This is a genomic window from Citrobacter sp. Cpo103 (genome assembly GCF_030332605.1).
Classification (GTDB): domain Bacteria; phylum Pseudomonadota; class Gammaproteobacteria; order Enterobacterales; family Enterobacteriaceae; genus Citrobacter; species Citrobacter portucalensis.
In genome coordinates this window covers 1-26,462 of the sequence record NZ_JAOWHO010000025.1, presented here as the reverse complement: position 1 = coordinate 26,462, position 26,462 = coordinate 1, and the positions used below count along the sequence as shown (strand labels likewise).

General features: G+C 52.2%; 20 protein-coding genes and 1 riboswitch. Of the genes, 13 read left to right on the top strand and 7 right to left on the bottom strand.

The annotated features are described in order from the left end of the window. Nucleotides 1–2,502 carry a phosphoenolpyruvate--protein phosphotransferase gene (gene ptsP / locus OGX89_RS07280; RefSeq protein WP_126957469.1) on the bottom strand — a complete coding sequence of 834 codons (2,502 nt, stop codon included), beginning with the start codon at nt 2,500–2,502 and terminating at the stop codon, nt 1–3. A gap of 308 nt (nt 2,503–2,810) precedes the next feature. On the opposite strand from ptsP, the gene OGX89_RS07275 reads away from it, so the two are divergent. The 5 genes from OGX89_RS07275 to OGX89_RS07255 all read left to right on the top strand — a co-directional run bounded on the left by OGX89_RS07275 (nt 2,811) and on the right by OGX89_RS07255 (nt 7,894). Beyond that, a complete protein-coding gene (locus OGX89_RS07275) occupies nt 2,811–3,890 on the top strand; it encodes a PTS fructose transporter subunit EIIC (protein WP_003825153.1) in 1,080 nt (359 codons plus the stop codon). 14 nt (nt 3,891–3,904) lie between these two features. Further along, nucleotides 3,905–4,225 (top strand): PTS fructose-like transporter subunit IIB, encoded by a 321-nt coding sequence (locus OGX89_RS07270; protein WP_003825151.1) that lies wholly within the window; start codon nt 3,905–3,907, stop codon nt 4,223–4,225. A 169-nt stretch (nt 4,226–4,394) separates the two neighbouring features. Continuing rightward, the gene (locus tag OGX89_RS07265) at nt 4,395–6,692 is read left to right on the top strand and encodes a formate C-acetyltransferase (protein ID WP_126319606.1); all 2,298 of its coding nucleotides are present in this window, start codon (nt 4,395–4,397) and stop codon (nt 6,690–6,692) included. Next, on the top strand, nt 6,658–7,536 hold the full coding sequence (locus OGX89_RS07260; protein WP_126957419.1) for a [formate-C-acetyltransferase]-activating enzyme: 879 nt from the start codon (nt 6,658–6,660) through the stop codon (nt 7,534–7,536). Before OGX89_RS07265 ends, OGX89_RS07260 begins: the two co-directional genes overlap by 35 nt. Nucleotide 7,537: 1 nt before the next feature. Further along, nucleotides 7,538–7,894 (top strand): PTS fructose-like transporter subunit IIB, encoded by a 357-nt coding sequence (locus OGX89_RS07255; protein ID WP_003825145.1) that lies wholly within the window; start codon nt 7,538–7,540, stop codon nt 7,892–7,894. Here OGX89_RS07255 and OGX89_RS07250 read toward each other — a convergent pair. From OGX89_RS07250 to argE, 4 genes are all read right to left on the bottom strand, one after another. Continuing rightward, nucleotides 7,881–8,741, bottom strand: a complete 861-nt coding sequence (locus OGX89_RS07250) for a helix-turn-helix transcriptional regulator (protein WP_003825144.1) — start codon at nt 8,739–8,741, stop codon at nt 7,881–7,883. The genes OGX89_RS07255 and OGX89_RS07250 overlap by 14 nt on opposite strands. 151 nt (nt 8,742–8,892) lie before the next feature. Then, nucleotides 8,893–10,626, bottom strand: coding sequence for a phosphoethanolamine transferase CptA (locus tag OGX89_RS07245; protein ID WP_126957417.1), 1,734 nt, complete (start codon nt 10,624–10,626; stop codon nt 8,893–8,895). A gap of 210 nt (nt 10,627–10,836) precedes the next feature. After that, nucleotides 10,837–13,488, bottom strand: coding sequence for a phosphoenolpyruvate carboxylase (ppc, locus tag OGX89_RS07240; RefSeq protein WP_003825139.1), 2,652 nt, complete (start codon nt 13,486–13,488; stop codon nt 10,837–10,839). A 269-nt stretch (nt 13,489–13,757) separates the two neighbouring features. Then, nucleotides 13,758–14,909 carry an acetylornithine deacetylase gene (argE, locus tag OGX89_RS07235; RefSeq protein WP_126957415.1) on the bottom strand — a complete coding sequence of 384 codons (1,152 nt, stop codon included), beginning with the start codon at nt 14,907–14,909 and terminating at the stop codon, nt 13,758–13,760. A 155-nt stretch (nt 14,910–15,064) separates the two neighbouring features. Here argE and argC point away from each other — a divergent pair, with 155 nt between their 5' ends. The 4 genes from argC to oxyR all read left to right on the top strand — a co-directional run bounded on the left by argC (nt 15,065) and on the right by oxyR (nt 19,582). Then, complete coding sequence (gene argC, locus OGX89_RS07230) at nt 15,065–16,069, top strand: N-acetyl-gamma-glutamyl-phosphate reductase (RefSeq protein ID WP_003825135.1); 1,005 nt, start codon at nt 15,065–15,067, stop codon at nt 16,067–16,069. A 10-nt stretch (nt 16,070–16,079) separates the two neighbouring features. Next, nucleotides 16,080–16,853 carry an acetylglutamate kinase gene (gene argB, locus OGX89_RS07225; protein ID WP_003028854.1) on the top strand — a complete coding sequence of 258 codons (774 nt, stop codon included), beginning with the start codon at nt 16,080–16,082 and terminating at the stop codon, nt 16,851–16,853. Between the two features lie 108 nt (nt 16,854–16,961). Beyond that, nucleotides 16,962–18,332 (top strand): argininosuccinate lyase, encoded by a 1,371-nt coding sequence (gene argH, locus OGX89_RS07220; RefSeq protein ID WP_003825132.1) that lies wholly within the window; start codon nt 16,962–16,964, stop codon nt 18,330–18,332. Between the two features lie 332 nt (nt 18,333–18,664). Then, nucleotides 18,665–19,582 carry a DNA-binding transcriptional regulator OxyR gene (oxyR, locus tag OGX89_RS07215; RefSeq protein ID WP_003028858.1) on the top strand — a complete coding sequence of 306 codons (918 nt, stop codon included), beginning with the start codon at nt 18,665–18,667 and terminating at the stop codon, nt 19,580–19,582. Here oxyR and sthA read toward each other — a convergent pair. Beyond that, on the bottom strand, nt 19,565–20,965 hold the full coding sequence (gene sthA / locus OGX89_RS07210) for a Si-specific NAD(P)(+) transhydrogenase (protein WP_003028860.1): 1,401 nt from the start codon (nt 20,963–20,965) through the stop codon (nt 19,565–19,567). The genes oxyR and sthA overlap by 18 nt on opposite strands. Before the next feature lie 191 nt (nt 20,966–21,156). Between sthA and fabR the strand changes: the two genes are divergently transcribed. Both fabR and OGX89_RS07200 read left to right on the top strand, forming a co-directional pair. Continuing rightward, nucleotides 21,157–21,792, top strand: a complete 636-nt coding sequence (gene fabR / locus OGX89_RS07205; protein WP_003028862.1) for an HTH-type transcriptional repressor FabR — start codon at nt 21,157–21,159, stop codon at nt 21,790–21,792. A 15-nt stretch (nt 21,793–21,807) separates the two neighbouring features. After that, nucleotides 21,808–22,167: a YijD family membrane protein gene (locus OGX89_RS07200; RefSeq protein WP_003825114.1), complete on the top strand. Its 360-nt coding sequence runs from the start codon at nt 21,808–21,810 to the stop codon at nt 22,165–22,167. Between the two features lie 82 nt (nt 22,168–22,249). Here the strand turns inward: OGX89_RS07200 and trmA are convergent, their stop codons facing one another. Further along, complete coding sequence (gene trmA / locus OGX89_RS07195) at nt 22,250–23,350, bottom strand: tRNA (uridine(54)-C5)-methyltransferase TrmA (protein ID WP_126957411.1); 1,101 nt, start codon at nt 23,348–23,350, stop codon at nt 22,250–22,252. Nucleotides 23,351–23,465: 115 nt separating this feature from the next. Next, nucleotides 23,466–23,652: riboswitch (cobalamin riboswitch) on the top strand. A gap of 65 nt (nt 23,653–23,717) precedes the next feature. Here trmA and btuB point away from each other — a divergent pair. Together btuB and murI are read left to right on the top strand one after the other, a co-directional pair. Next, entirely contained in the window at nt 23,718–25,574 is a 1,857-nt protein-coding gene (btuB, locus tag OGX89_RS07190; protein ID WP_286560166.1) for a TonB-dependent vitamin B12 receptor BtuB, read from the top strand. Then, the gene (gene murI / locus OGX89_RS07185) at nt 25,519–26,370 is read left to right on the top strand and encodes a glutamate racemase (protein WP_003825097.1); all 852 of its coding nucleotides are present in this window, start codon (nt 25,519–25,521) and stop codon (nt 26,368–26,370) included. The genes btuB and murI overlap by 56 nt, the downstream gene beginning before the upstream one ends. The last annotated feature ends 92 nt before the right edge of the window (nt 26,371–26,462 follow it).

Below are 26,462 nucleotides of genomic sequence, written 5' to 3'. Positions count from 1 at the left end.
TTAAAGTTCAAGTTCATGTTGCAACAGGCTGGCGATAGCGTCGGCTGAGGCGGCGCTAACCAGCGCGTTACGGAATTCTTCATGCATAATGCGGCGCGCCAGACGCGAGAAAATACGCATATGCTGATCGCCAGCGGCATGTTTGTTGAGCGTCAGCATAATAATGAACTGCGCATCATCATCACCCCAACGTACAGGCGCTTGCAGGCGCGCTACACTGATGGTGGACTGCTCAATATGTTCGGATTTGCTGTGTGGAATGGCGAAGCTAAAACCTAATCCGGTAGAGAAGACGGCTTCGCGTGCCCACAGATCTGCTTCCAGTTTACGTGGATAGCGGCAACGGCCTGCCAGCAGGAGGTTGTCGGTCATCCCTTTGATGACCTCTTCTTTACTGCGCCAGTCGCTATCCAGCGTGATGCACTCGGCGGTAACCAGCGGAGTATCCTGTTGGGTCATGCGGAACTGGGCCAGCAGATGTTCGACCTCCAGCGAAGTTCGACAAGCCATCGCTTGATTCAGCAACTGACGGCAGGCGCGGCTGTCGAGTTGCGCCATCCGCGCTTTGGCGGCGGGAATGGAGGGAGCGCTCATGCTAAGTTCGTCCAGGCCCAGCCCCACCAGCAGTGGCAGTACAGAACCTTTGGCACCCAGTTCACCACACAGGCCAATCCATTTCCCCTGTCGATGTACTGCCTGCACGGCGTAATCCAGTGCGCGCAGGAAGGCCGGATTCAGGCTGTTGTAGTGGCGGGTAACTTTGGCGTTGTCGCGGTCGACCGCCAGTAAGTATTGCGTTAGGTCATTGCTGCCAATACTAAAGAAATCAATCTCTTCGCAGCATTGGTCAATGATGAACATCACAGACGGAACCTCCAGCATAATACCGAGCTGGATCTTCTCATCAAACGGAATGTGTTCACTTCGTAGCTGCTGTTTGGCTTCAGCCAGTTTCTCTTTGACCCACAGGATCTCTTCCATGGAGGAGATCATTGGGATCATGATTTTCAGGCTACCGTGCGCTGAGGCGCGCAGGATCGATCGCAGTTGCGTGGTAAACAATGCGGCATATTCTTCATAGATACGCACCGCACGATAACCGAGGAACGGGTTGGCCTCAGCAGGAATATTCAGGTAATCAACGGGTTTATCACCGCCGATATCCATGGTGCGCACAATAATGCTGCGTCCCTGTGCGGGTTCCAGCGCCTGGCAGAAAATGTTGTATAGCTCGTTCTCATCCGGGGCGCAGGTACGGTCCATATACAGCATTTCCGTACGGAACAGGCCAACTGCTTCCGCACCGTTACTAAAGGCTGCCTGCGCTTCCACGGAGTGGGCTATGTTGGCGGCGACTTCCATGCGGATATCATCAGCCGTGCGTGCCTCCTGGGTCAGCCAGATACGTTGTTGTTCCCGAATGGCATCCTGGATACGGGCTTCCTGCTGATAGTAACGTACGACAGATTCATCAGGGGCAACGACGACTGCTCCTGCGTTACCATCGATATAAACTGTTTGCTGCAGCCATGGCCTCAAAGATTCAATATCTACGCCAACCAGCGTAGGGATGTTGAATGACCGGGCGAGAATCACCGTGTGTGACGTAGTACCACCGCTTTTTAACAGCAAGCCTTTCAGCAATGTTTTATCCAGTTCGAGGAACTGGCTCGGTGTTAGCTCATCCGCCATGCAAACCGTAGGCTGGGTCAGTTTTCCCGGCGCAGGGAAGCGCTGTTCTCCATAAATTTGCTGCAGAAGCTGGAAGCAAACATCGCGTACATCCAGCGCACGCTCCTGTAAATAACTGCTGCTTGAACGGGAGAATTCATCACAAAAATGTCCGGCACTTTCAACAACCGCCTGGGCGCAGCTTAACCCGCGTGATACGCCGGCGAGCAGGTGCTGGCGCAGTGAGAGGTCGCTTGCCAGCGAGCGGTGTGCTTGCAGAATCGCGCTGGTAGCGCCGTCGCTGTCGAGTAATCGAAACTCAATATTCTTCATCAACAGCGTTAAACCGTTATCCAGCGCCGCTTGCTCGGTTTCAATATCCTGAGCGGATGGAAGGTTACTGAGCGCGTTGAGATCCAGCGAAGAAAGCAGACTCAGAACGCCTCCTGCGCTGCCGCTGCAGACGGTGCGAGCGCGGAAAAGCTGTGGATTTAAATGGGTGAGCGATGCCGGAAGTGGCTCCAGCTCGTTGTTTTTGGCTTTCGCTAGCGGTGCATCGCAGTGCGGAAATTCATTACGTAACCATTGGCTCAGATGCTGGTGAGCTGCCTGTTCATCTGTACCGGAAATCAGCAACTGACAGCTATCACCCGCCAGAGTATCGGTGCCAATCAGCGATAACGCGCTCTTAGCGTTGCCCTTACGTTCGGTACGCAGGTTGTGCCACTCAATGTGCGAGGTAAAGGTGTTGCACTGCGTTTCTATGTGGCTTGCCGGGCGTGCATGTACGCCATTGGGTAGCTCACAGGTAAATTCCACAATCAGGGCCATAGCCTCATCTCCCATAACGATTTCTCGCTACAGGATAAAAGGGCAACGCCTGAGCATGCCATGTGACAAAACTGCCAAAAACTGGATAAATGTAATGTAACCATCAAAGTGAGACATCCCTCACAAGTCAGCGTATCCCCTATAAATTCCGAGAAACTGCAAGTTATGAGGCGGATCGCATTTTTGTACTGACATTACAAAAGTCCAGCAAATGGCCTTTTTATCCACTGTTTGCGTCGCGTCGGATTGCCTATTGTTTTCCGCAACAAGTTTATGGATATGGGCTTTAGGCAGCCCGGGAGCGACGTATGAAAGAGTTGGTACAAATCCTGAAAAATACTCGTCAGCACCTGATGACCGGTGTTTCGCATATGATTCCCTTCGTCGTAGCGGGCGGTATTTTGCTGGCTGTCTCCGTCATGCTGTATGGCAAGGGCGCGGTACCGGATGCTGCGACCGATCCTAATCTCAAAAAGCTTTTTGATATTGGGGTCGCTGGGTTGACGCTGATGGTGCCATTTCTTGCCGCTTATATCGGCTATTCCATTGCTGAACGTTCTGCTCTGGCCCCTTGTGCGATTGGCGCATGGGTGGGAAACAGCTTCGGTGCAGGTTTCTTTGGCGCATTAATTGCCGGGATTATTGGCGGTATCGTCGTCCATTATCTGAAGAAGATCCCGGTTCATAAGGTGTTGCGCTCGGTAATGCCTATCTTTGTTATTCCTATCGTCGGCACTTTTATCACCGCAGGCATCATGATGTGGGGCTTGGGAGAACCCGTTGGCGCGTTAACCACGAGCCTGACCGAGTGGCTGCAGGGTATGCAACAGGGCAGCATCGTATTGCTGGCGGTAATTATGGGACTGATGTTGGCCTTCGATATGGGAGGGCCAATTAACAAAGTTGCCTACGCTTTCATGCTGATTTGCGTGGCGCAGGGGGTTTATACCGTGGTGGCAATCGCTGCGGTGGGGATCTGCGTGCCGCCGCTGGGTTTAGGTTTGGCGACGCTGATTGGTCGTAAGAACTTCTCTTCTGAAGAACGCGAAGCCGGTAAAGCTGCGCTGGTAATGGGTTGTGTTGGCGTAACAGAAGGCGCGATTCCGTTTGCTGCAGCCGATCCGCTGCGCGTCATCCCATCGATTATGGTGGGTTCCGCCTGCGGCACGGTAACCGCCGCCCTGTTTGGTGCGCAGTGTTATGCCGGCTGGGGCGGACTGATTGTTCTGCCTGTAGTGGAAGGAAAACTGGGTTATATCGCGGCGGTTGCCGTTGGTGCTGTAGTGACCGCCGTGTGCGTTAACGTACTGAAAAGTCTGGCGCGGAAAAAAGTGTCTCAGGTCGATCAGAAAGAAGATGACCTGGATTTAGATTTTGAAATGAATTAAGTGAGGAATGAGTCATGACCAAGATTATCGCAGTAACCGCATGTCCTTCTGGCGTTGCCCACACCTATATGGCAGCCGAAGCGCTGGAAAGCGCCGCTAAAGCCAAAGGTTGGCAAGTAAAGGTTGAGACTCAGGGGTCGATCGGTCTGGAAAACGAACTGACCGCGGCGGATGTGGCGGAAGCCGACATGGTTATTCTGACCAAGGACATTGGTATTAAATTTGAAGAACGTTTTGCAGGCAAAACTATCGTTCGCGTCAACATCAGCGATGCAGTGAAACGTGCCGACGCCATCATGAACAAGATTGGCGCGCATCTGGCGCAAACCGCTTAACTTTTCATTTTTAGAGCCTGCTTCATCAGGCGTTATCGTTGCAGGCAGTTTGAACACGGACAGCGCGCAGGAACCCGAGTGTACACGCAGTACGTGAGGGGCGCGAGCACTGCCCTGGCTCAAAATGACAAATAAGATAGCTTGATGGACAGGTTCCAGGGAGTTCCTCATGACTAACCGTATCCAACGTTTAAAAAACGCTCTGTTTCAGAACAACCGTGAAATTTCGCTTGAGCGTGCGCTGTTATATACCGCCAGCCACCAGCAGACGGAGGGAGAGCCGGTTATTCTGCGTCGGGCGAAAGCCACCGCATATATTCTTGAGCACGTTGAGATTTCGATTCGTGATGAGGAACTGATTGCCGGAAACCGTACCGTTAAACCGCGTGCGGGCATTATGTCGCCGGAAATGGATCCTTACTGGCTGCTTAAAGAGCTGGAGCAGTTTCCAACCCGTCCGCAGGACCGTTTTGACATCAGCGAAGAGGATAAACATCGCTATCGTGATGTGCTGTATCCGTACTGGGAAAAGCGGTCGATGAAAGATTTCATCAACGGTCAGATGACCGATGAGGTAAAAGCCGCCGTCAGTACCCAGATTTTTAGCATTAACCAGACTGACAAAGGTCAGGGACATATCATTATTGATTATCCACGCCTGTTGAATCACGGGCTTGGCGAGCTGGTAGCGCAGATGCGGGCGCATTGTCTGCAGCAGCCGGATAATCACTTTTATCAGGCTGCGCTGTTGCTGCTTGAGGCTTCGCAAAACCATATTCTGCGTTACGCTATGTTGGCAGAGAAGATGGCGGAAAGCTGCCCGGATGCGCAGCGACGCCAGGAATTACTGACGATTGCTGAAAACTCCCGGCATAACGCCCAGAGCAAGCCGCAAACCTTCTGGCAGGCATGTCAGCTGTTCTGGTACATGAACATTATTTTGCAATATGAATCCAACGCCAGTTCGCTTTCACTCGGACGCTTCGACCAGTATATGCTGCCGTTTTATCAGGCTTCGCTGACGCAGGGGGAAGACCCGGCATTCTTACAAGAGATCCTCGAATCCCTGTGGGTAAAATGTAATGACATTGTGCTACTGCGATCCACCAGCAGCGCGCGCTATTTCGCTGGCTTTCCAACAGGCTACACCGCGCTACTGGGGGGATTAACGGAGAATGGTCGTAGTGCGGTAAATGTACTGTCTTTCCTCTGTCTTGATGCGTATCAGAACGTACAGCTGCCACAACCAAATCTCGGTGTGCGCACGAACGCGTTGATCGATACACCGTTCCTGATGAAAACAGCACAGACCATTCGTCTTGGTACCGGCATCCCACAAATCTTTAACGATGAAGTAGTGGTGCCCGCGTTTCTGAATCGCGGTGTTTCGCTGGAAGATGCGCGGGATTACGCGGTAGTAGGCTGTGTCGAGCTGTCTATTCCAGGCAGAACATACGGTTTGCACGATATCGCCATGTTTAATCTGCTGAAAGTGATGGAAATCTGTCTGCATGAGAACGAAGGCAACCGCACGCTGACGTACGACGATCTCCTGGCGCATATTCGTGCCAAAATCAGCCACTACATCACGTTGATGGTCGAGGGCAGTAATATCTGCGATATCGGTCACCGCGACTGGGCGCCGGTGCCGCTGCTCTCCTCGTTTATTAGCGACTGTCTGGATAAAGGGTGCGATATTACCGACGGTGGCGCGCGGTATAACTTCTCCGGCGTACAGGGGATCGGTATTGCAAACCTGAGCGATTCGCTGCATGCGCTCAATGGGCTGGTATTCGAACAACAGCGCTTATCTTTTGATGAGCTTTTGTTGGTGCTAAAAGATAACTTTGCTACCCCGGAAGGCGAGAAAGTTCGCGCCAGGCTGATCAATCGCTTCGAAAAATACGGCAACGATATCGATGATGTAGATAACATCAGCGCCGAACTGCTGCGTCATTACTGCAAAGAGGTAGAGAAATACCAGAATCCACGCGGCGGGCAATTTACGCCGGGTTCGTATACCGTCTCTGCGCACGTGCCGCTGGGTTCGGTCGTTGGGGCAACACCGGATGGCCGCTTCGCCGGGGAACAACTGGCAGATGGGGGCCTGTCGCCGATGCTGGGACAGGATATGCAAGGACCGACGGCGGTATTGAAGTCGGTCAGCAAGCTGGATAACACGCTACTTTCCAATGGGACGTTGCTGAATGTGAAGTTTACGCCAGCCACACTGGAAGGTGAGGCCGGTTTACGCAAGCTGGCGGATTTTCTGCGGGCATTTACCCAGCTCAAGCTCCAGCACATCCAGTTTAACGTGGTAAATGCCGACACATTGCGCGAAGCACAGCAGCGCCCGCAGGATTTCACCGGGCTGGTGGTGCGCGTGGCGGGTTACAGCGCCTTCTTTGTCGAGCTGTCGAAGGAGATCCAGGATGACATCATTCGCCGCACCGCGCATCAACTGTGAAGTAATTGACCCCCGTGGCGAGGAAGTCGCGCGTATATTCAACATTCAGCGTTACTCACTGAATGATGGGCAGGGTATTCGTACGGTCGTCTTTTTTAAAGGCTGTCCGCATACCTGCCCTTGGTGTGCTAACCCTGAATCTCTCTCCCCACGTATTGAAACGGTACGGCGGGAGAGTAAATGCCTGCACTGCACACCCTGTCTGCGTGATGTTGACGAGTGTCCCTCCGGTGCGTTTGAGCGTATTGGTCGTGATATCACGCTGGACGAGCTGGAACGTGAAGTGATGAAAGATGATATTTTCTTTCGCACCTCTGGCGGGGGCGTGACGCTTTCCGGCGGTGAAGTGCTGATGCAAGCGCCCTTTGCCACACGATTCCTGCAACGTCTGCGGCGCTGGGATGTGCGCTGTGCAATTGAAACGGCTGGCGATGCGCCGGCCGGTCGCTTGTTATCGCTGGCAAAAGAGTGTGATGAGGTGCTGTTCGATCTCAAAATAATGGATCGAGATTTGGCACGTGAGATCATCAACATGAATCTGCCGCGTGTGCTGGCGAATTTACGGCTATTGGTGGAGGAAGGGGTTAATGTCATACCTCGCCTGCCGCTGATTCCAGGCTTTACGATGAATTCAGATAACACGCAGCATGTGTTGACGATGTTGTCATCACTAGGCATAAAGCAGGTACACCTGCTACCGTTTCATCAATATGGCGAGCCAAAATACAGCCTGCTCGGTATGCCCTGGTTGATGAAAGAAGTGCCCGTACCGACGGCGCAAGAGGTGGATAGTATACGTAAGATGGCAGAATGCGCCGGATTTCAGGTAACAGTAGGAGGATAGTATGACCATCGCACCTGTACGATATCTGGTTGCTGTCACCGCGTGCGTAAGCGGCGTGGCCCATACCTATATGGCAGCTGAGCGGCTGGAGAAACTCTGCCAGCAAGAAAAATGGAGTATCAAGATCGAAACTCAGGGTGCATTGGGTACCGAAAATCGCCTGACGGAAGAGGATATTAACCGCGCTGATGTGGTGTTGCTGATTACTGATATTGAACCGGCAGGAGCAGAGCGTTTTACGCAGAGCCGATACGTTCAGTCGGGCATTAGCGCATTTCTGCGTGAGCCGCATCGGGTGATGAGCGCCGTGCGAAAGCTGCTTTCAGCGCCACAGCATACGCATCTTACTCTGGATTAGCTTCTTTCTCCGTCAATTGGCTGTGGTACTGCCGACGGTATTCTGATGGCGAACGTTCGGTATTTTTGCGAAACAGGCGGCAGAAGTAGTTGCTGTCAACAAACCCACAAATGTGCGCCACCTCTTTAATCTTCAATTCGTAACCCTTCAACAGCGTTTTTGCGTGTTCCAGTCGCGTGTGGTTCAGGTATTCGTTAAAACCGATAGCGCCCGTTTTTTGAAAAAGGTGGGAAAGATAATTGGGTGAGATGTAGAACGCCTGCGCGACGGATTCTCGGGTGAGCGGTGAAGCGTAGCGTTCGTCAATATAGTTGCGAATGGCTTCGAAAAGCGCCTGACTGCGTGATGCGGTTTGGATCTGGCTGCCGAGCAAATCGCGGCAGTGGCTCAGCAAGCTCGCAACGATTAGCCTGGCGGTTTGCTGCTCCTGCGGCTGCATCTGCATTTCATTGAGCGTTTGCAGCAGAAATGAGCCAATACGCGGTCCACGCCGCGCGACGTGCTGACGGGTAAGGTTTTGATATTGCTTACCGTCCCACTGCACGATGCTAAAACCCAGTTGCTGTTTGCCAAATAAGATACTGAGCGTGGTCACCGGTGTGAGCCACTGTGGAAAGTTCCAGCCACCAGCCGGAACGAACAAGGCATCGTAAGGCTGTAACGTCGCGGATGCGCCAGCAACACCGTTATCGGTGAATTCACCTTCCAGCACAATCTCCAGTCGGGGAAAATCGACCTGATACGCCAGTTCCGGCGTTGAGCTACTGGTGCTGGCAAAGTAAATCTGGCGCAGCGGCGTGGGGCCGTTGATCAGGCGAGAGAGCAGGTGGCTGATGTCGTGATACATGTTAATCCCTTGCAGGCAGCAGACAGGGAAACAGTAACGTTGAAAACAATCGCCCTCAAGTGATTATTGCCGGATGGCGGCTAATGCCTTATCCGGCCTACAAGTCTTTGCGAGCTGTAGGCCGGATAAGCGTAGCGCATCCGGCAGACTGTTACTGATTACCGATTTGATCGCCGTAAGGCAGGGTATCGTAATCAATCAGGGCATTCTTTTTGTACGGGTTGCCAATCCAGCGGGTCGTCTCTTTGAACTGCGGGCTGGTAATGGCACGAGTTGGATCGAAACCATCATAGGTGAAGCCCGCTAAATCAGACCAGGTGTGGATAAGCTCTGAGCTGCTGTATTTACGATTCACATCCTGTGAGAAGTCACGCGGGTGTGCAGCCTGCCATTTTTCCGAGGTCCACAGCAGGAACGGCACCGTATACATATGACGCGTTGGGTTGTCTTCATTACGACCCTGCGTTTTATGCGGCGGCGTATCGTATACCTCTTCTCCATGATCGGAGAAGTACAGCAGGAAGCCGTTCGGATCGGTCGCTTTATAGTCTTTGATCAGACTGGCAATGATATGGTCATTGTAAACATTCGCGCTGTCGTAATCGTTGTAAGCTTCCAGCTCATCGTCACTCAGGCCAGCGGGCACATTGTCGATATTATTGTCGAACTTACCCTGACCATCCGGATAGCGGAATTTGTACTTAATATGCGTTCCCAGCAGGTGCACGATGATGAACTTTTTCGGTGCAGGGTCAGCCAGTACTTCTTTAAACGGTGCCAGCACGTTGCTGTCATATTCGCGTGCACTTTGTGTACGCTGCTGGTTCATATAGAACTGTTTATCCGTCTGCTTAGAGAACACTGTCAGCATGGTGTTGCGGGCAGTCATCGTCTGCTGATTGGTGATCCAGAAGGTTTTATAACCTGCCTGTTTCATCATGTTCATCAGGGACGGCTGAGTCAGATACAGATCCGGGTTCTTCTCGTTAGCGAAGGTCAGCGCCTGCTGCAGGATTTCAATGGTGTACGGACGGGAGGTCACGACATTATTGAACACGGTGAAGTTAGGATCGGATTTATGCAGCGCATCCAGTTCCGGCGTTGTTTCGCGTGGGTAACCGTACAGGCTCATGCGGCCACGTTGCGTTGATTCGCCAATCACCAGTACCAGCGTACGCGGTGCATCACCTGAGCTGTCTTTAAAGTTGGCCAACGGCGGTAGGGCATTGTTCTCATTCAGCAGGCTGTTCAGCGCGGTCAACTGCTGACGATACTGATAATAACCGGAGATGAATTGCCATGGCGCAGCTGGTTCCATGCGTGAGGCGAGACCATTCAACGTTTTTTCAAATGGTTTATGTTTGATAAACGTGTTCACCGTCATCGGATGCAGAATCAAACCGTATAACAGTGCAAACGACACCAGATAGCGCCAGGGTGATGGAATATGCACAGGACGCAGACGTGTCCATAGCAGAATTGCCACAGCTGTATAGGCCAGCGCAATTAAGACAATCTTCAGACTGAAATATTGGCTCAGATATTCGCTGGCTTCGTTCGCATTGGTTTCAAACATTACGTACAGAACGCTTTGCGAGAACTCTTGTCCGTAAATGACGTAATAGCTTAGAGCAGCCAGCGAGGCCGCCCATAGCATTACGCCAATGACGGCAGCAATAACGCGGATACGGTTTGGAAATAAGAATACCGGAATCAACCACAGCGAACTGAACAGTAAGGAGTCGCGTAAACCATTAGTTCCGCTATAGCCGGATAAGAGAATAACGACCTGGAGTAAACTGGAAAAAAAACAAAAATAGAGGAGCGCCCAACCCAGGGCTTTCCAGCTAAATTTAGGTTTAGACTGGGGGTGTAAGGATTGCATAATGTAAGCCTGTCTTTAATTGTAGCGCCAAGAGTAGCACTTAAACATTAAGAGGAACTGAAGCATCACGATCTTAGGATCGTGTTTTGCCATCTATATATTCATTTAGTGAATATATTCGAGGGGGAATATATTGAAAATGAAGTGGTTGTAACAGCGGTTTTTGCCGTCGCCTCCGAATAATAGCACGAAGGCGACGGGGGAGGGATGTTAGCCTGTATTACGCATACCAGCGGCGACACCAGCGATTGTGACCATCAATGCTTGTTCCACGCGAGGGTCCGGTGCATTGCCTTGCTCTTCCGCCAGGCGTGAGCGGTGTAACAGCTCTGCCTGTAATACGTTCAGCGGGTCAGTATAAATATTTCTTAACTGAATGGACTCGGCAATCCACGGCAGGTCGGCCATCAAATGTGAGTCGTTGGCAATCGCCAGTACGACATCGATATCTGCTGCCAGGCGTTGGCGTAGCTCTGCACCCAACGGCCACAGATCTTTTTTGACCAGGCGCTGATCGTAATACTCTGCCAGCCACAGGTCTGCTTTCGCGAAAACCATTTCCAGCATGCCAAGGCGTGTGGAGAAGAATGGCCAGTCGCGGCACATGGCTTCAAGTTCGCTTTGCTTGCCGTCTTCAACCACTTTTTGCAGCGCGGTACCTGCACCCAGCCAGGCCGGGAGCATCAGGCGGTTCTGCGTCCAGGCGAAGATCCACGGAATGGCGCGCAGAGACTCTACCCCGCCGGTCGGACGGCGTTTTGCCGGACGTGAACCGAGCGGGAGTTTACCTAGTTCCTGCTCCGGTGTAGCTGAGCGGAAATAAGGGACGAAGTCTTTGTTTTCACGCACATATCCACGATAGAGCTCGCAGGAAATATCGGAAAGTTCATCCATGATATGACGCCAGCTATCTTTCGGTTCTGGCGGTGGTAACAGGTTGGCCTCCAGAATTGCTCCGGTATACAGCGACAGGCTGCTGATGGTCACTTCCGGCAGGCCGTACTTAAAGCGGATCATCTCCCCTTGTTCTGTCACGCGCAGACCACCTTTCAGGCTGCCCGGCGGTTGAGAGAGTAGCGCTGCATGGGCAGGCGCGCCGCCGCGACCAATGGAACCACCGCGACCGTGGAACAGCGTCAGTTCGATACCGGCTTTTTCGCAGGTTTTGATTAGCGCGTCCTGAGCCTGGTATTGCGCCCAGGAGGCCGCCATCACGCCCGCGTCTTTTGCGGAATCAGAGTAGCCAATCATGACCATCTGTTTGCCCTGAATAAATCCGCGGTACCAGTCGATATTCAACAGTTGCGACATGACGTCATCGGCATTGTTGAGGTCGTCCAGCGTTTCAAATAGCGGAGCGACCGGCATAGCAAAACCAATTCCGGCTTCTTTCAGCAGCAGATGCACGGCCAGCACATCCGACGGAGTTTTCGCCATCGAGATAACATAGGCGGCAATGGAGCCATATGGGGCTTCGGCAATGACCCGACAGGTGTCGAGCACTTCGCGGGTGTCGTTGCTCGGTTCCCAGTTACGCGGCAGGAGCGGACGCTTGGAATTCAGTTCGCGGATCAGGAAAGCCTGTTTATCCGCTTCCGACCAGTTTTCGTAGTCGCCAATGCCCAGATAACGGGTCAGTTCGCCCAGGGCTTCAGTATGACGGGTGCTTTCCTGACGAATATCAATACGCACCAGCGGTACACCGAAACACTTCACGCGCCTAAGGGTGTCGAGCAATTCGCCATTGGCGATAATGCCCATGCCACAGGCCTGTAGAGACTGGTAGCACGCGTATAGCGGGTCCCAGAGCTGTTCGTTTTGGGTGAGAAGTCCCGCAGGTTTCGGCAATTTCTCGCCTTTCAGACGGGCTTCAAGCCAGGCCTGGGTTGCCATCAGACGAGAACGCAGGGTTTTCATCAGATAGCGATAAGGTTCAGCTGCACCTTCTTCGCCTACCAGCGCCATCAGCTCCGGCGTGGCATCCACCATCGACAGCTCAGAAATCAGAAACTGGATGTCTTTCAGGAACAGGTCTGTCGCTTTCCAGCGGCTGAGCAGCAGCACGTGACGGGTGATATCTGCCGTTACGTTCGGGTTACCATCACGGTCACCGCCCATCCAGGAAGTAAATCGAACCGGGACAAAATCAACCGGCAGCTTATAACCCAGATGCTCTTCCAGTTGTTCATTCAGCTCGCGCAGGTAGTTCGGCACACCTTCCCACAGGCTGTTTTCAACTACCGCGAAACCCCATTTGGCTTCATCAACCGGGCTTGGGCGCAGCTTGCGGATCTCATCCGTATGCCAGGACTGAGCAATGAGCTGACGCAGACGGCGCATCAGTTGGTTGCGTTCATAATCGACGAGGTCTTTGTTATCAAGCTGCTTGAGGCAGGCGTTCACTTCACCCATTTTATGGATCAGCGTACGACGAGTGATCTCGGTCGGGTGGGCGGTGAGTACCAGCTCCAGAGAGAGTGATTCTACGGCTTTCTTGATGGTGGCGTCATTGAGGTTGGGCTGCTCTTTCAGTTTACGCAGAGTGCGAGCAATCACTTCCGGGTTGCTGGCTGCTTCGCCTTTTGGCGAAATGCTGTGGTATTGCTCGGCGGTATTGGCCAGGTTCAGGAACTGGCTAAATGCGCGGGCAACCGGCAGCAGCTCGTCGTTAGACAGATTTTGCAGTGTGGTGAGCAATTCCTGGCGATTAACTTCATTGCCAGCGCGAGATGATTTGGACAGCTTACGAATTGTTTCTACGCGATCAAGAATGTTCTCTCCCAGCGCATCCTTGATGGTCTCTCCCAGCACTTTGCCGAGCATACTGACATTACTACGCAACGCGGAATATTGTTCGTTCATATTAACCCAGACACCCCATCTATTTTGAATATGTCCTGTATCTTTCGCGCCTGACTATCACGCGAAATCTTGCGGACTTAACTTTTTAGCCGTCTTTTATAAAGCCACGTAAAACACGTGACGTCAATTGCTGCGAAATCGGTTCAGCAAACGAATAAATGCCGTGAATTTACGTTATTTAATTCACATCCAATCAAATAAGCGTTGCTTATGGAAATGTTAAAAAATCACCCCGCTTACCACTTAAGGATTAGCGGGGTGACAAGTAGTTAATGCCAGCAAAAATGATGCACAACCTGGGTGATTAATTCGCGAGTTGGCTTAATAAAGCGTGTTTCCAGATATTCATCCGGCTGATGCGCCTGATTAATAGAACCTGGACCCAATACCAGCGTCGGGCAAAGCGTCTGGATAAATGGCGCTTCGGTGCAGTAGTTCACCACTTCAGTCTGTGCGCCCAGCAGTTTCTCAACCACCTCCACCAGTTGATGGTCAGGCGGACACTCATAGCCTGGAATCGGCGGATGCAGTTCCGATACGGTCAGGCGACCCGGCCAGCGTTCGCTGACAGGGGCCAGCGCTTCGTTAAGTAACCCATTGAGATCGTTTAGCGTCATACCCGGTAGCGGTCGAATATCCATATGCAGTTCGCAGCAGGCGCAGATTCTGTTGGCGGCGTCGCCGCCGTGGATGTGGCCCAAATTTAACGTTGGATACGGAACGGTAAAGGCATCATGGTGATAGCGCGCTTTCAGGTCATCGCGCAGATGCATGATATGGCCGATGGCATCATGCATCAGTTCAATCGCATTAACGCCACGTGCCGGATCGCTTGAATGACCCGATTGTCCCAGAATGCGTATCGCATTAGAGATATGACCTTTGTGTGCACGAACCGGTTGCAGTGAAGTGGGTTCGCCAATAATCGCGCAGTCTGGGCGCAGAGCAGTGGTTTCAGAAAAGTAGCGAGCTCCCGCCATGCTGGTCTCTTCGTCAGCAGTGGCCAGAATGTAGAGGGGCTTTTTCAGCTTTGTGACGTCGACATCACACAACGCGTCGAGGATAAAGGCGAAGAAGCCTTTCATGTCCGCCGTACCCAAACCATAGAGCTTATTGTCATGTTCGGTCAGGGTGAACGGATCGCGCGTCCAGCGTCCATCGTCAAAGGGTACGGTATCGGTATGACCCGCCAACAACAGACCACCAGCGCCCTGTCCAATGCTCGCCAGCATATTGAATTTATTTCGCGTATCGGGAACCGGTTGGACCTCCACATTGAAGCCTAAATCTTTAAACCAGCCCGCCAACAGAGTGATTAAACCTGCATTGCTTTGATCGAGCGCTTCTTCGGTAGCGCTAATCGATGGCGTGGCAATCAGAGCGCGGTAAATCTCGATAAATGGCGGTAAATTGTTTTTCATTGTTGACACACCTCGGGTCATGATAGTATCAATATTCATGCAGTATTTGTGAATAAAAATACATTAACGTTGAGCGTAATAAAACCCACCAAGTGTAAGGTGAGGTGATAAAGGCTTATACCTGGCAACAGAATCTAAGAAGGTGAGCAGCCCCGATGTTGAATACGCTGATTGTGGGCGCCAGTGGCTATGCCGGCGCAGAGCTTGTGACCTATGTAAATCGCCATCCTGATATGACCATAACCGCTTTGACCGTCTCAGCGCAAAGCAATGATGCAGGAAAATTAATCTCCGATTTGCATCCGCAGTTGAAAGGCATTGTCGATTTACCGTTGCAGCCAATGTCAGATATCAGCGAGTTTAGCTCAGGGGTGGATGTTGTGTTCCTCGCAACGGCTCATGAGGTAAGTCATGACCTGGCGCCGCAGTTTTTGCAGGCCGGTTGCGTGGTGTTTGACCTCTCTGGCGCGTTTCGTGTAAATGACGGCGCGTTCTATGAGAAATATTATGGTTTTACCCATCAGCATCCCGACCTGCTGGAGCAGGCAGTTTACGGGCTGGCGGAGTGGAACGCGGACAAGCTGAAAGAAGCGAATCTGATTGCTGTGCCGGGTTGTTACCCGACGGCGGCGCAGCTTTCGCTGAAACCACTGATTGACGCCGGACTGTTGGATCTCAGCCAGTGGCCGGTAATTAATGCGACCAGTGGCGTGAGCGGCGCGGGCCGTAAAGCGGCTATCTCTAATAGTTTTTGCGAAGTAAGCCTGCAACCGTATGGCGTGTTTACCCATCGTCATCAGCCGGAAATCGCCACTCATCTGGGGGCTGAAGTGATTTTCACCCCACATCTGGGCAACTTCCCGCGCGGAATTCTGGAAACTATCACTTGCCGCCTTAACGCGGGTGTAACTCATGCTCAGGTAGCTCTGACGCTGCAACAGGCGTATGGCGATAAACCGCTGGTGCGTCTGTATGACAAAGGGGTTCCAGCGCTGAAGAATGTGGTTGGATTACCATTCTGTGATATAGGGTTTGCTGTGCAGGGTGAGCATTTGATCGTTGTGGCGACGGAAGACAACTTATTGAAAGGCGCGGCGGCACAGGCGATGCAGTGCGCAAATATTCGTTTTGGCTTTGCCCAAACGCAGTCTCTTATTTAAGGGTGCAACAATGAATCCATTAATTATCAAGCTGGGCGGCGTTTTACTGGATAGCGAAGAGGCGCTGGAGCGCTTGTTTACCGCACTGGTGAATTATCGTGAGTCGCACCAGCGTCCGCTGGTCATTGTGCACGGTGGCGGCTGCGTGGTCGACGAGCTGATGAAGCAGCTGAATCTGCCTGTGAAAAAGAAAAATGGTCTGCGCGTCACGCCTGCCGATCAAATTGACATTATTACCGGTGCCCTGGCGGGAACGGCGAATAAAACCTTGCTGGCCTGGGCGAAAAAGCATCACATCGCGTCTGTTGGTCTGTATCTTGGCGATGGCGACAGCGTAAAAGTGACGCCGCTCGATAAAGAACTGGGTCATGTTGGGCTGGCGCAGCCGGGTTCGCCTAAACTGATTAACACGCTGCTGGAAAGCGGTTTTCTGCCGGTAGTGAGCTCTATTGGTGTCACTGATGATGGTCTGCTGATGAACGTGAATGCCGATCAGGCTGCAACGGCGCTGGCGGCAACGCTGGGTGCGGATCTGATCCTGCTCTCTGATGTGAGCGGTATTCTGGATGGCAAAGGCCAGCGCATTGCCGAAATGACCGCGGCGAAAGCGGAACAGCTGATTGAACAGGGCATTATTACCGATGGCATGATCGTGAAGGTGAATGCGGCGCTGGATGCCGCGCGTACGCTGGGCCGTCCGGTGGATATCGCCTCCTGGCGTCATGCAGAGCAACTTCCGGCGCTGTTTAACGGCACGCCAATTGGTACGCGTATTCTGGCTTAACTATTAATGTGCCGGATGGCGGCTTCGCCTTATCCGGCCTACGTGGGTTTTGTAGGCTCGGTAAGCGCAGCGCCACCGGGCAAAAATATCATATTAAGGAAATTTGTTATGGCACTTTGGGGTGGGCGTTTTACACAGGCAGCAGATCAGCGGTTCAAACAGTTCAACGACTCGTTGCGTTTTGACTACCGCCTGGCAGAACAGGATATTGTTGGCTCTGTGGCCTGGTCCAAAGCGTTGGTAACAGTCGGTGTACTGACCGCCGATGAACAGCTGCAGTTGGAAGAGGCGCTGAATAACCTGCTGGAAGAGGTTCGTGCGAATCCTCAGCAGATTTTGCAAAGCGATGCCGAAGATATTCACAGTTGGGTGGAAGGTAAGCTGATTGATAAAGTCGGCCAGCTTGGTAAAAAACTGCATACCGGGCGTAGCCGTAATGACCAGGTCGCGACCGATCTCAAGCTGTGGTGCAAAGACACGGTTATCGAATTACTGTCGGCCAATCGTCAGTTGCAAACTGCGCTGGTGGTGACGGCGGAGAATAACCAGGACGCCGTCATGCCGGGTTACACCCACCTGCAACGTGCGCAGCCGGTGACGTTTGCTCACTGGTGTCTGGCCTATGTTGAAATGTTGGCGCGTGACGAGAGCCGTTTGCAGGATGCGCTCAAACGCCTGGACGTCAGTCCGTTAGGCTGCGGCGCGCTGGCGGGTACGGCGTATGAAATCGATCGCGAGCAGTTGGCGGGTTGGTTGGGCTTTGCCTCGGCAACGCGCAACAGCCTGGACAGCGTTTCTGACCGTGACCACGTGCTGGAGTTACTCTCCGACGCCTCTATCGGCATGGTACACCTGTCGCGTTTTGCTGAAGATCTGATTTTCTTTAACACCGGCGAAGCGGGCTTTGTTGAACTCTCCGACCGTGTGACTTCCGGTTCATCTCTGATGCCGCAGAAGAAAAACCCGGATGCGCTGGAGCTGATCCGTGGCAAATGCGGTCGCGTGCAGGGTGCGCTGACCGGCATGATGATGACTTTAAAAGGCCTCCCACTGGCATACAACAAAGATATGCAGGAAGACAAAGAAGGGCTATTCGACGCGCTCGACACCTGGCTGGACTGTCTGCATATGGCCGCGCTGGTGCTGGATGGCATCCAGGTGAAACGTCCGCGTTGTCAGGAAGCGGCGCAGCAGGGTTATGCTAACGCCACTGAGCTGGCGGATTATCTGGTGGCGAAAGGCGTCCCGTTCCGCGAAGCGCACCATATCGTGGGGGAAACGGTGGTCGAGGCGATTCGTCAGGGCAAACCGCTGGAAGCGCTGTCGCTTGCCGACTTACAAAAGTTCAGCCAGGTGATTGGCGATGACGTTTACCCGATCCTCTCGTTGCAATCGTGTCTGGATAAACGTGCAGCGAAAGGTGGCGTGTCGCCGCAGCAGGTTGCGCAGGCGATCGACTTCGCGAAGGCACGCCTGTAGGTCGGATAAGGCGAAGCCGCCATCCGGCACGGTGCGCCGTTCTGCCTGATGGCGCTACGCTTATCAGGCCTACCAAACCATAACCCGGCCGAGCTTTGCGACGCCGGGCTTTTTTATGCAAAAAAAATGCGGACTCAAGGTCCGCAAAAGTTCACGTTGGCTTTAGTTATTTCGAGTATGAGAGAAACTCTCAAACGGACAGTAGCTTCAAGGGTTAAAGGGGTACCGTTCCGTTTCTGTGGTGCATTATTAAACAGAAAGCTTGATAGGGATAATCGTTCGTTGCTATGCTACCTATCGCTACGAACTATCGTGGCGATGGAGGATGAATAATGAATATTCGTGATCTTGAATACCTGGTGGCACTAGCCGAACATCGTCACTTCCGACGAGCGGCAGACTCCTGTCACGTTAGCCAACCCACGCTGAGCGGGCAGATCCGCAAGCTGGAAGATGAGCTTGGCGTCATGTTGCTGGAGCGTACGAGTCGCAAGGTGCTGTTCACCCAGGCCGGTTTGCTGCTGGTGGATCAGGCGCGCACCGTGCTGCGCGAGGTCAAAGTGCTCAAGGAGATGGCAAGCCAACAAGGCGAGACAATGTCTGGCCCGCTGCATATTGGTTTGATCCCAACGGTGGGGCCATACCTGCTGCCGCATATTATCCCTATGTTGCACCAGACCTTTCCAAAACTGGAAATGTATCTTCATGAGGCGCAGACGCATCAGCTGTTGGCGCAACTGGATAGCGGTAAGCTCGACTGCGTCATCCTGGCGCTGGTGAAAGAGAGTGAGGCGTTCATCGAAGTACCATTATTTGATGAGCCTATGCTGCTGGCGATCTATGAAGATCACCCATGGGCAAACCGTGACTGTGTACCGATGTCCGATCTGGCGGGTGAAAAACTGCTGATGCTGGAAGATGGCCACTGTCTGCGCGATCAGGCGATGGGTTTCTGCTTTGAAGCGGGTGCTGATGAAGATACCCATTTTCGGGCAACCAGTCTGGAAACGCTGCGTAACATGGTGGCGGCAGGCAGTGGTATTACCTTGCTGCCTGCGCTGGCCGTTCCGCCGGAGCGTAAGCGTGATGGTGTCGTTTATCTGCCATGCATTAAACCCGAACCGCGTCGCACGATTGGTCTGGTGTACCGTCCTGGTTCGCCGCTGCGCAGCCGTTATGAACAGCTGGCAGAGGCCATCCGTGGATCAATGGATGGCCATTTCGACAGTGCGTTAAAACAGGCGGTTTAAGCCATTTAGCGCCGCTACCCGATAGGCTTCTGCCATGGTTGGGTAGTTAAAGGTGGTGTTAACGAAGTACTCGATAGTGTTACCACCACCTTTTTGCTCCATTATCGCTTGTCCGATGTGAATAATTTCGGCCGCGCGCTCCCCAAAGCAGTGGATCCCCAAAATCTCTTTGGTTTCGCGATGGAACAGGATCTTCAGCGTTCCGACACTCATACCCACGATTTGTGCACGTGCCAGATGCTTAAACTGGGCGCGGCCAACCTCGTATGGAACTTTCATTGCCGTGAGCTGCTGTTCTGTTTTACCAACGGAGCTGATTTCCGGAATGGTATAAATCCCGGTTGGGATATCTTCGATCAGATGCGCGGTGGCTTCGCCTTTTACCAGTGCCTGGGCGGCAATGCGTCCCTGGTCGTAGGCCGCTGATGCCAGGCTCGGATAACCGATTACATCCCCTACGGCATACACATGCGGCAGCGCCGTCTGGTACATACTATTCACTTTGAGCTGCCCGCGGCTGTCGGTTTTCAGACCAATGTTTTCCAGCGCCAGCGAATCGGTATTACCGGTACGGCCATTGGCGTACAGCAGGCAGTCGGCCTTCAGTTTCTTACCGGACTTCAGGTGCATGATGACGCCGTCATCGCAACCTTCAATCTTCTCATACTCTTCGTTGTGGCGAATGACCACACCGCTGTTCCAGAAGTGGTAAGAGAGCGAGTCGGACATCTCCTGATCGAGGAATGCCAGCAGACGATCGCGGGTGTTGATTAAATCAACTTTGACGTCCATTCCACGGAAGATCGACGCATATTCACAGCCAATGACCCCCGCGCCATAAATCAGCACATGACGGGGTTCGTGGTGCAGGCTCAGGATAGAGTCACTGTCGTAAACCCGGGGATGCGAAAAGTCGACATCAACAGGGCGATAAGGACGCGAACCGCAGGCAATAACAAACTTATCCGCAGTCAGCGTTTCCACCGTACCGTCGTGACATTCCAGGGCAATCGTGTGTTCATCAACAAAACGGGCATTTCCCTGCAAAATTTCGCAGTGGTTGCGTTCGTAAAATCCTTGCCGCATACGTGTTTGCTGATTAATAACGTTATCAGCGTGGTTGAGAATATCGGCGAAAGAAGAACGAAGGAGTCGGGAGTGGTCGCTGTACAGTGGGTTCTGATTGAATTCAATAATGCGGCTGACGGCGTGGCGGAGAGCTTTCGACGGGATGGTGCCCCAGTGGGTACAACCTCCGCCGACGTTATGATAGCGCTCAATTACCGCGACGCGCGCTCCTTGCTTAACCAGACCCATTGCCGCGCCTTCGCCGCCGGGACCGGAACCTATTACTATTGCATCGTAATCGTAAGAATGTGACATGGTCAGGCTTACCTGTTCTTATACATAAAAGCAACAGAATAGTAACATCGTTGTTGAGATAACCCAATTATCGTTGTGCTTTTTTGCGAAGTCGAAGCACAAACTGCGCGTAAACAAACATTCACAAAGCCATGCCAACCGCCTAATCTCTGGTATAGTGCCAGCAAGGTATGTGGAAGGATTCAGACATCGTGATGGGCGTTAGAGCGCAACAAAAAGAAAAAACCCGGCGTTCGCTGGTAGAAGCCGCATTTAGTCAACTGAGCGCTGAGCGCAGTTTTGCCAGTCTCAGTTTACGCGAAGTTGCTCGTGAAGCGGGCATTGCGCCAACCTCGTTTTATCGCCATTTCCGCGATGTGGATGAACTCGGCCTGACGATGGTGGACGAGAGCGGTCTGATGCTGCGTCAGTTGATGCGTCAGGCGCGCCAGCGTATCGCGAAGGGCGGGAGTGTGATCCGCACCTCGGTCTCAACATTTATGGAGTTCATCGGCAACAATCCCAACGCCTTCCGTTTATTATTGCGCGAGCGTTCGGGGACATCCGCAGCGTTTCGTGCAGCGGTCGCTCGTGAAATTCAGCACTTCATTGCGGAACTTGCGGACTATCTGGAACTCGAAAACCATATGCCTCGTGCGTTTACTGAAGCGCAAGCCGAAGCCATGGTAACCATTGTGTTCAGCGCCGGGGCAGAAGCACTGGATGTTGGCGCTGAACAGCGCCGACAGCTGGAAGAGCGGCTGGTATTGCAACTACGCATGATCGCGAAAGGCGCATTTTATTGGTACCGCCGTGAACAAGAGAAGATGACGCACCACTCCGAGTAACGAGAAGGACAAGCAATGAAACAGTCAGGTCAAGATAAAGGTACGCTGCTGCTGGCGCTGGTTGCTGGCTTATCGATCAATGGTACATTTGCGGCGCTGTTTAGCTCCATTGTGCCATTCTCCGTATTCCCGATCATTTCGCTGGTGCTGACGGTGTATTGTCTGCATCAACGCTATCAGAACCGCACCATGCCTGTGGGATTGCCGGGCCTGGCTGCAGCCTGCTTTATCCTCGGCGTTCTGTTGTACAGCACCGTGGTACGCGCTGAATATCCGGATATTGGCTCTAACTTCTTCCCGGCGGTACTGTCTGTAATTCTGGTGTTCTGGATCGGCTTTAAAGTCCGTAACCGTAAACAGGAAATTGCGGAGTAACAGTTGTAGCGGTAGGCCGGATAAGGCAACGCCGCTATCCGGCAATCTGAACAGGTAGCGCTTATCCAGCCTACGTTCTGTCTTACTTCTTGGTTAACAGTACGCCGCACTCCATATGGTGCGTATACGGGAACTGATCGAACAGAGCCAGACGTGAAACATTGTGCGTCTGGCTTAACGTTTCCAGGTTCTTACACAATGTCTCCGGATTGCAGGAGATGTACAGAATGCGCGGATACGCCTGCACCATTTTCTCCGTTTCACTGTCCAGACCGCTGCGCGGTGGGTCAACGAAGATAGTTTCACACTGGTAACTCTTCAGATCGATTCCCTGCAGGCGGTTAAATTCGCGAACCCCGTTCATTGCCTGAGTAAACTCTTCGGCCGCCATGCGGATAATTTGTACGTTATCAATATGGTTAGCCGCAATGTTGTACTGTGCAGCAGCCACGGATGGCTTGGCGATTTCCGTCGCCAGTACGCGGTTGAAGTTTTGTGCGAGGGCTAACGAGAAATTGCCATTGCCGCAGTACAGTTCAAGCAGGTCGCCTTTTGAGCCCCTGGTGACATCAATCGCCCATTCCAACATCTGAATATTCATGGCGGCATTCGGCTGGGTGAAGCTGTTCTCAACCTGGCGATAGATAATCTCTTTACCCGCAACCGGCAAGCGTTCGTCAATGTAGTCCTGATCCAGCTCGATTTTGGTTTTGGTTGCCCGGCCAATCAGATGTACGTTCAGGTTTTTCGCCCGCAGCGCATCCCGCAGCGCTTCAGCTTCCTGACGCCATTCATCATCCAGCTTTTTATGGTACAGCATCGATACCACCGCCTGATCGCTCAGGGTTGTGAGGTAATCAATCTGAAACAGTTTGTGACGCAGGACGTGGTTGTTGCGAACGCCTTCGATCATTGCCGTCATCAGCGTGTTGATAAGCTCACTGGCTGCCGGGAAGCTGTCGACACGGATACGGTTTTTGGTCTGGCTGTCGAACATGATGTGGTACAGATCATCACCTTCATGCCACAAACGGAATTCCGCGCGCATACGGTAGTGGCTGACCGGTGAGCGAAACACTTCCGGAGCCTGTGCATAAAATGGCGTCATTAAGCTCTGCAGACGCACCACTTTTTCAGCTAACTGTGCGTCGTACTGTTCTGTCGGAAGGTGTTCGGGGGTCATGATGCGTCCTGAAAAATAAAAGTACGCGGGGATTGTAGGGATTGCTCATCAGATGTCCAGTCATTGATGATTTCCGATATTGTGATACGCAGTCTGGACAGTGGGTTGTAACAAACTGTAGCATCCGTTTTCCGGTCCTGTGAGTTAAAAGGGAATCCAGTGTGAATCTGGAGCTGACGCGCAGCGGTAAGGAAGGTAGGGGATGAGCGCACCTGGTGCAGACACTGCGGCATGCCGTGGGAAGTTATCGTCTCTTTAAGTTGCCTCCAAGCCCGAAGACCTGCCGGCTAACGTCGCATCTGGCTTTCATCATCGCGTACTATCGGTGGGACCTGCGGCATCCTTCTTATATTGTGGATGCTTTACAATGATTAAAAAATCGTTGCTGTGCACGGCACTTTCCGTCACGGCATTTTCTGGTTGGGCACAGGATACTAGCCCAGATACTCTCGTCGTTACTGCCAACCGTTTTCAGCAGCCTGTTAATACCGTGCTGGCACCTACTGAAATTGTGACACGCGAAGATATCGATCGTTGGCAATCAAAAGATCTGACTGATGTGATGCGTCGTCTGCCTGGTGTGGATGTTGCGCAAAATGGGGGGATGGGACAATCCAGTAATATCTATATCCGTGGTGCAGAAGTGCGCCATACTTTAGTTTTAATTGATGGTATTCCTTTGGCAAAGTCGGGAATTACAGGTATTGCCGATTTTAGTCAAATCCCCCTCTCTTTGATTCAACGTATTGAAATGATTCGTGGCCCGCGCTCGGCAGTCTATGGTGCGGATGCAATTGGCGGTGTTATCAATATCATTACCCAGAATACGCAACCCGGCGGTAAAGTTCAGGTTGGGGTGGGTTCTAATCATTACCAGCAATACGATGCAAGTCTGCGTCAGGAGCTTGGCGAAGATACACTGGCGACGATTGCTGGCTCTTTCACTGATACAAAAGGCTACAACGTTCAACCCGATTCTTCATATTCGGGAGATAGTGACCGTGATGGCTTCCGTAATAAGACATTTTGGGCTGGAGTGACCCACAAATTTACTGACGAATTATCCGCTTTTGTTCGTGGTTATGGTTATAGCAACAATACGGACTATGATGCAGGCTATAAAGATGGGGGTGATGAGCACCAGGTTTACAACCACACCTATGAAACAGGACTTGCATGGAATAATGATTTTTACTCCACACAACTTACTGGTAGTTATCAGAAATATAAAGACTATAACTATTCCAGTACGCAAGGCTTGTATCAAGCAGGGACCACACTTGATGATATGACGCAGAAAAACGTCCAGTGGGGCAACAGCTTCATAGTAGGGAAAGGAACGGTTAGTGCGGGTATTGACTGGCAACAACAAAAACTGACATCAGTTGATACGTATAACTCTAATGATTATAAGCGTGATAACACCGGTTATTATCTGACTGCGCAACAAAAGGTGGATACGGTAACTCTTGAAGGCGCGCTACGTGGAGATGATAACGAACAATTTGGTTGGAATGGCACCTGGCAAACAGCAGTAGGCTGGGAATTTGTACCTGATTACCAAGTAACAATTTCCTATGGCACAGGATTCCAGGCGCCTACACTGGGACAAATGTATGGCCAAAGCCGTTTGTATATTACCCCTAACCCTAATTTGGAAGCCGAGAAATCAGGTCAATTTGAAGTCGGATTACAAGGGTTGACAGGACCGGTTAACTGGCGGCTTGCGGCATACCAGAACAAAATTAAAAATCTGATTGATTATTACTCCCCAGATAACGGTATGACAGGGGTGTACTACAATACCCAGTCAGCAACGATTAAAGGTGTAGAGTTAACAGGAGACTTTGATACTGGGCCAGTGACGCATCGTATTAGCATGGGTTATCTTGACCCGCGTCGGGATTCTGATAATGAAGTCTTGGCTCATCGTTCCCGTCAGCAATACAAATACCAACTGGATTGGACGATGCTCGGCTTTGATATGGATTTGTCCTATCAATATTATGGCAAGAGTTACAATAATAACTCGAATCAGTTTTCCAGCACACAGCGTCGTATGCCGTCGTATAGCCTGTTAGATATCTCTGCCTCATATCCAATCACCTCACAGCTGACAGTTCGTGGTAAAATCGCCAACCTGTTCGATAAAGATTACGAGACAGTTTATGGCTACGCAACTGCAGGACGGGAATACACCTTGTCTGGCAGCTACACCTTCTGATCCCCGTCCCACCGTGCTGGTGTTTGATTCCGGCGTCGGTGGGTTGTCGGTCTATGACGAGATCCGGCGTCTTCTGCCGGATCTCCACTATATCTACGCTTTCGACAACGTCGCCTTTCCTTATGGAGAGAAGAGCGAGGAGTTTATCGTCGAGCGTGTTGTTGAGATTGTGACTGCGGTCCAGCAGCGCTATCCTCTCTCTCTTGCGGTCATCGCGTGTAATACAGCAAGCACGGTGTCGCTCCCTGCGTTACGTGAGAAATTTGCTTTCCCGGTTGTGGGCGTGGTGCCTGCGATTAAACCGGCAGCGCGACTCACGGCGAACGGTATTGTGGGGCTACTGGCTACACGTGCAACGGTGAAGCGCTCGTATACCCATGAGCTGATTGCGCGATTCGCTAACGAATGCCAAATTGCAATGTTGGGTTCTGCTGAGCTGGTGGAACTTGCGGAAGCGAAGCTACACGGTGAAACAGTTTCTCTGGAAGAGCTGCGGCGTATTCTGCGTCCGTGGCTGCGGATGTCTGAACCACCTGACACTGTAGTGCTCGGCTGCACTCATTTCCCTCTATTACAGGAAGAGCTTTTACAGGTCCTGCCCGAGGGGACGAGACTGGTGGATTCTGGTGCCGCGATAGCGCGCCGCACGGCCTGGTTGTTAGAGCATGAAGCACCAGATGCGAAATCAACCGATGAGAACGTCGCATTTTGTATGGCAATGACGACAGAAGCTGAACAATTATTGCCTGTGCTACAGCGCTATGGCTTTAAAACGCTCGAAAAACTGTCAGTTTAAGTGGTTTTGATGAAAAAATACGCACTCGGAAGATTATTTTAAATTTCCCCTTGTCAGCCTGAAATAACTCCCTATAATGCGCCTCCACTGAC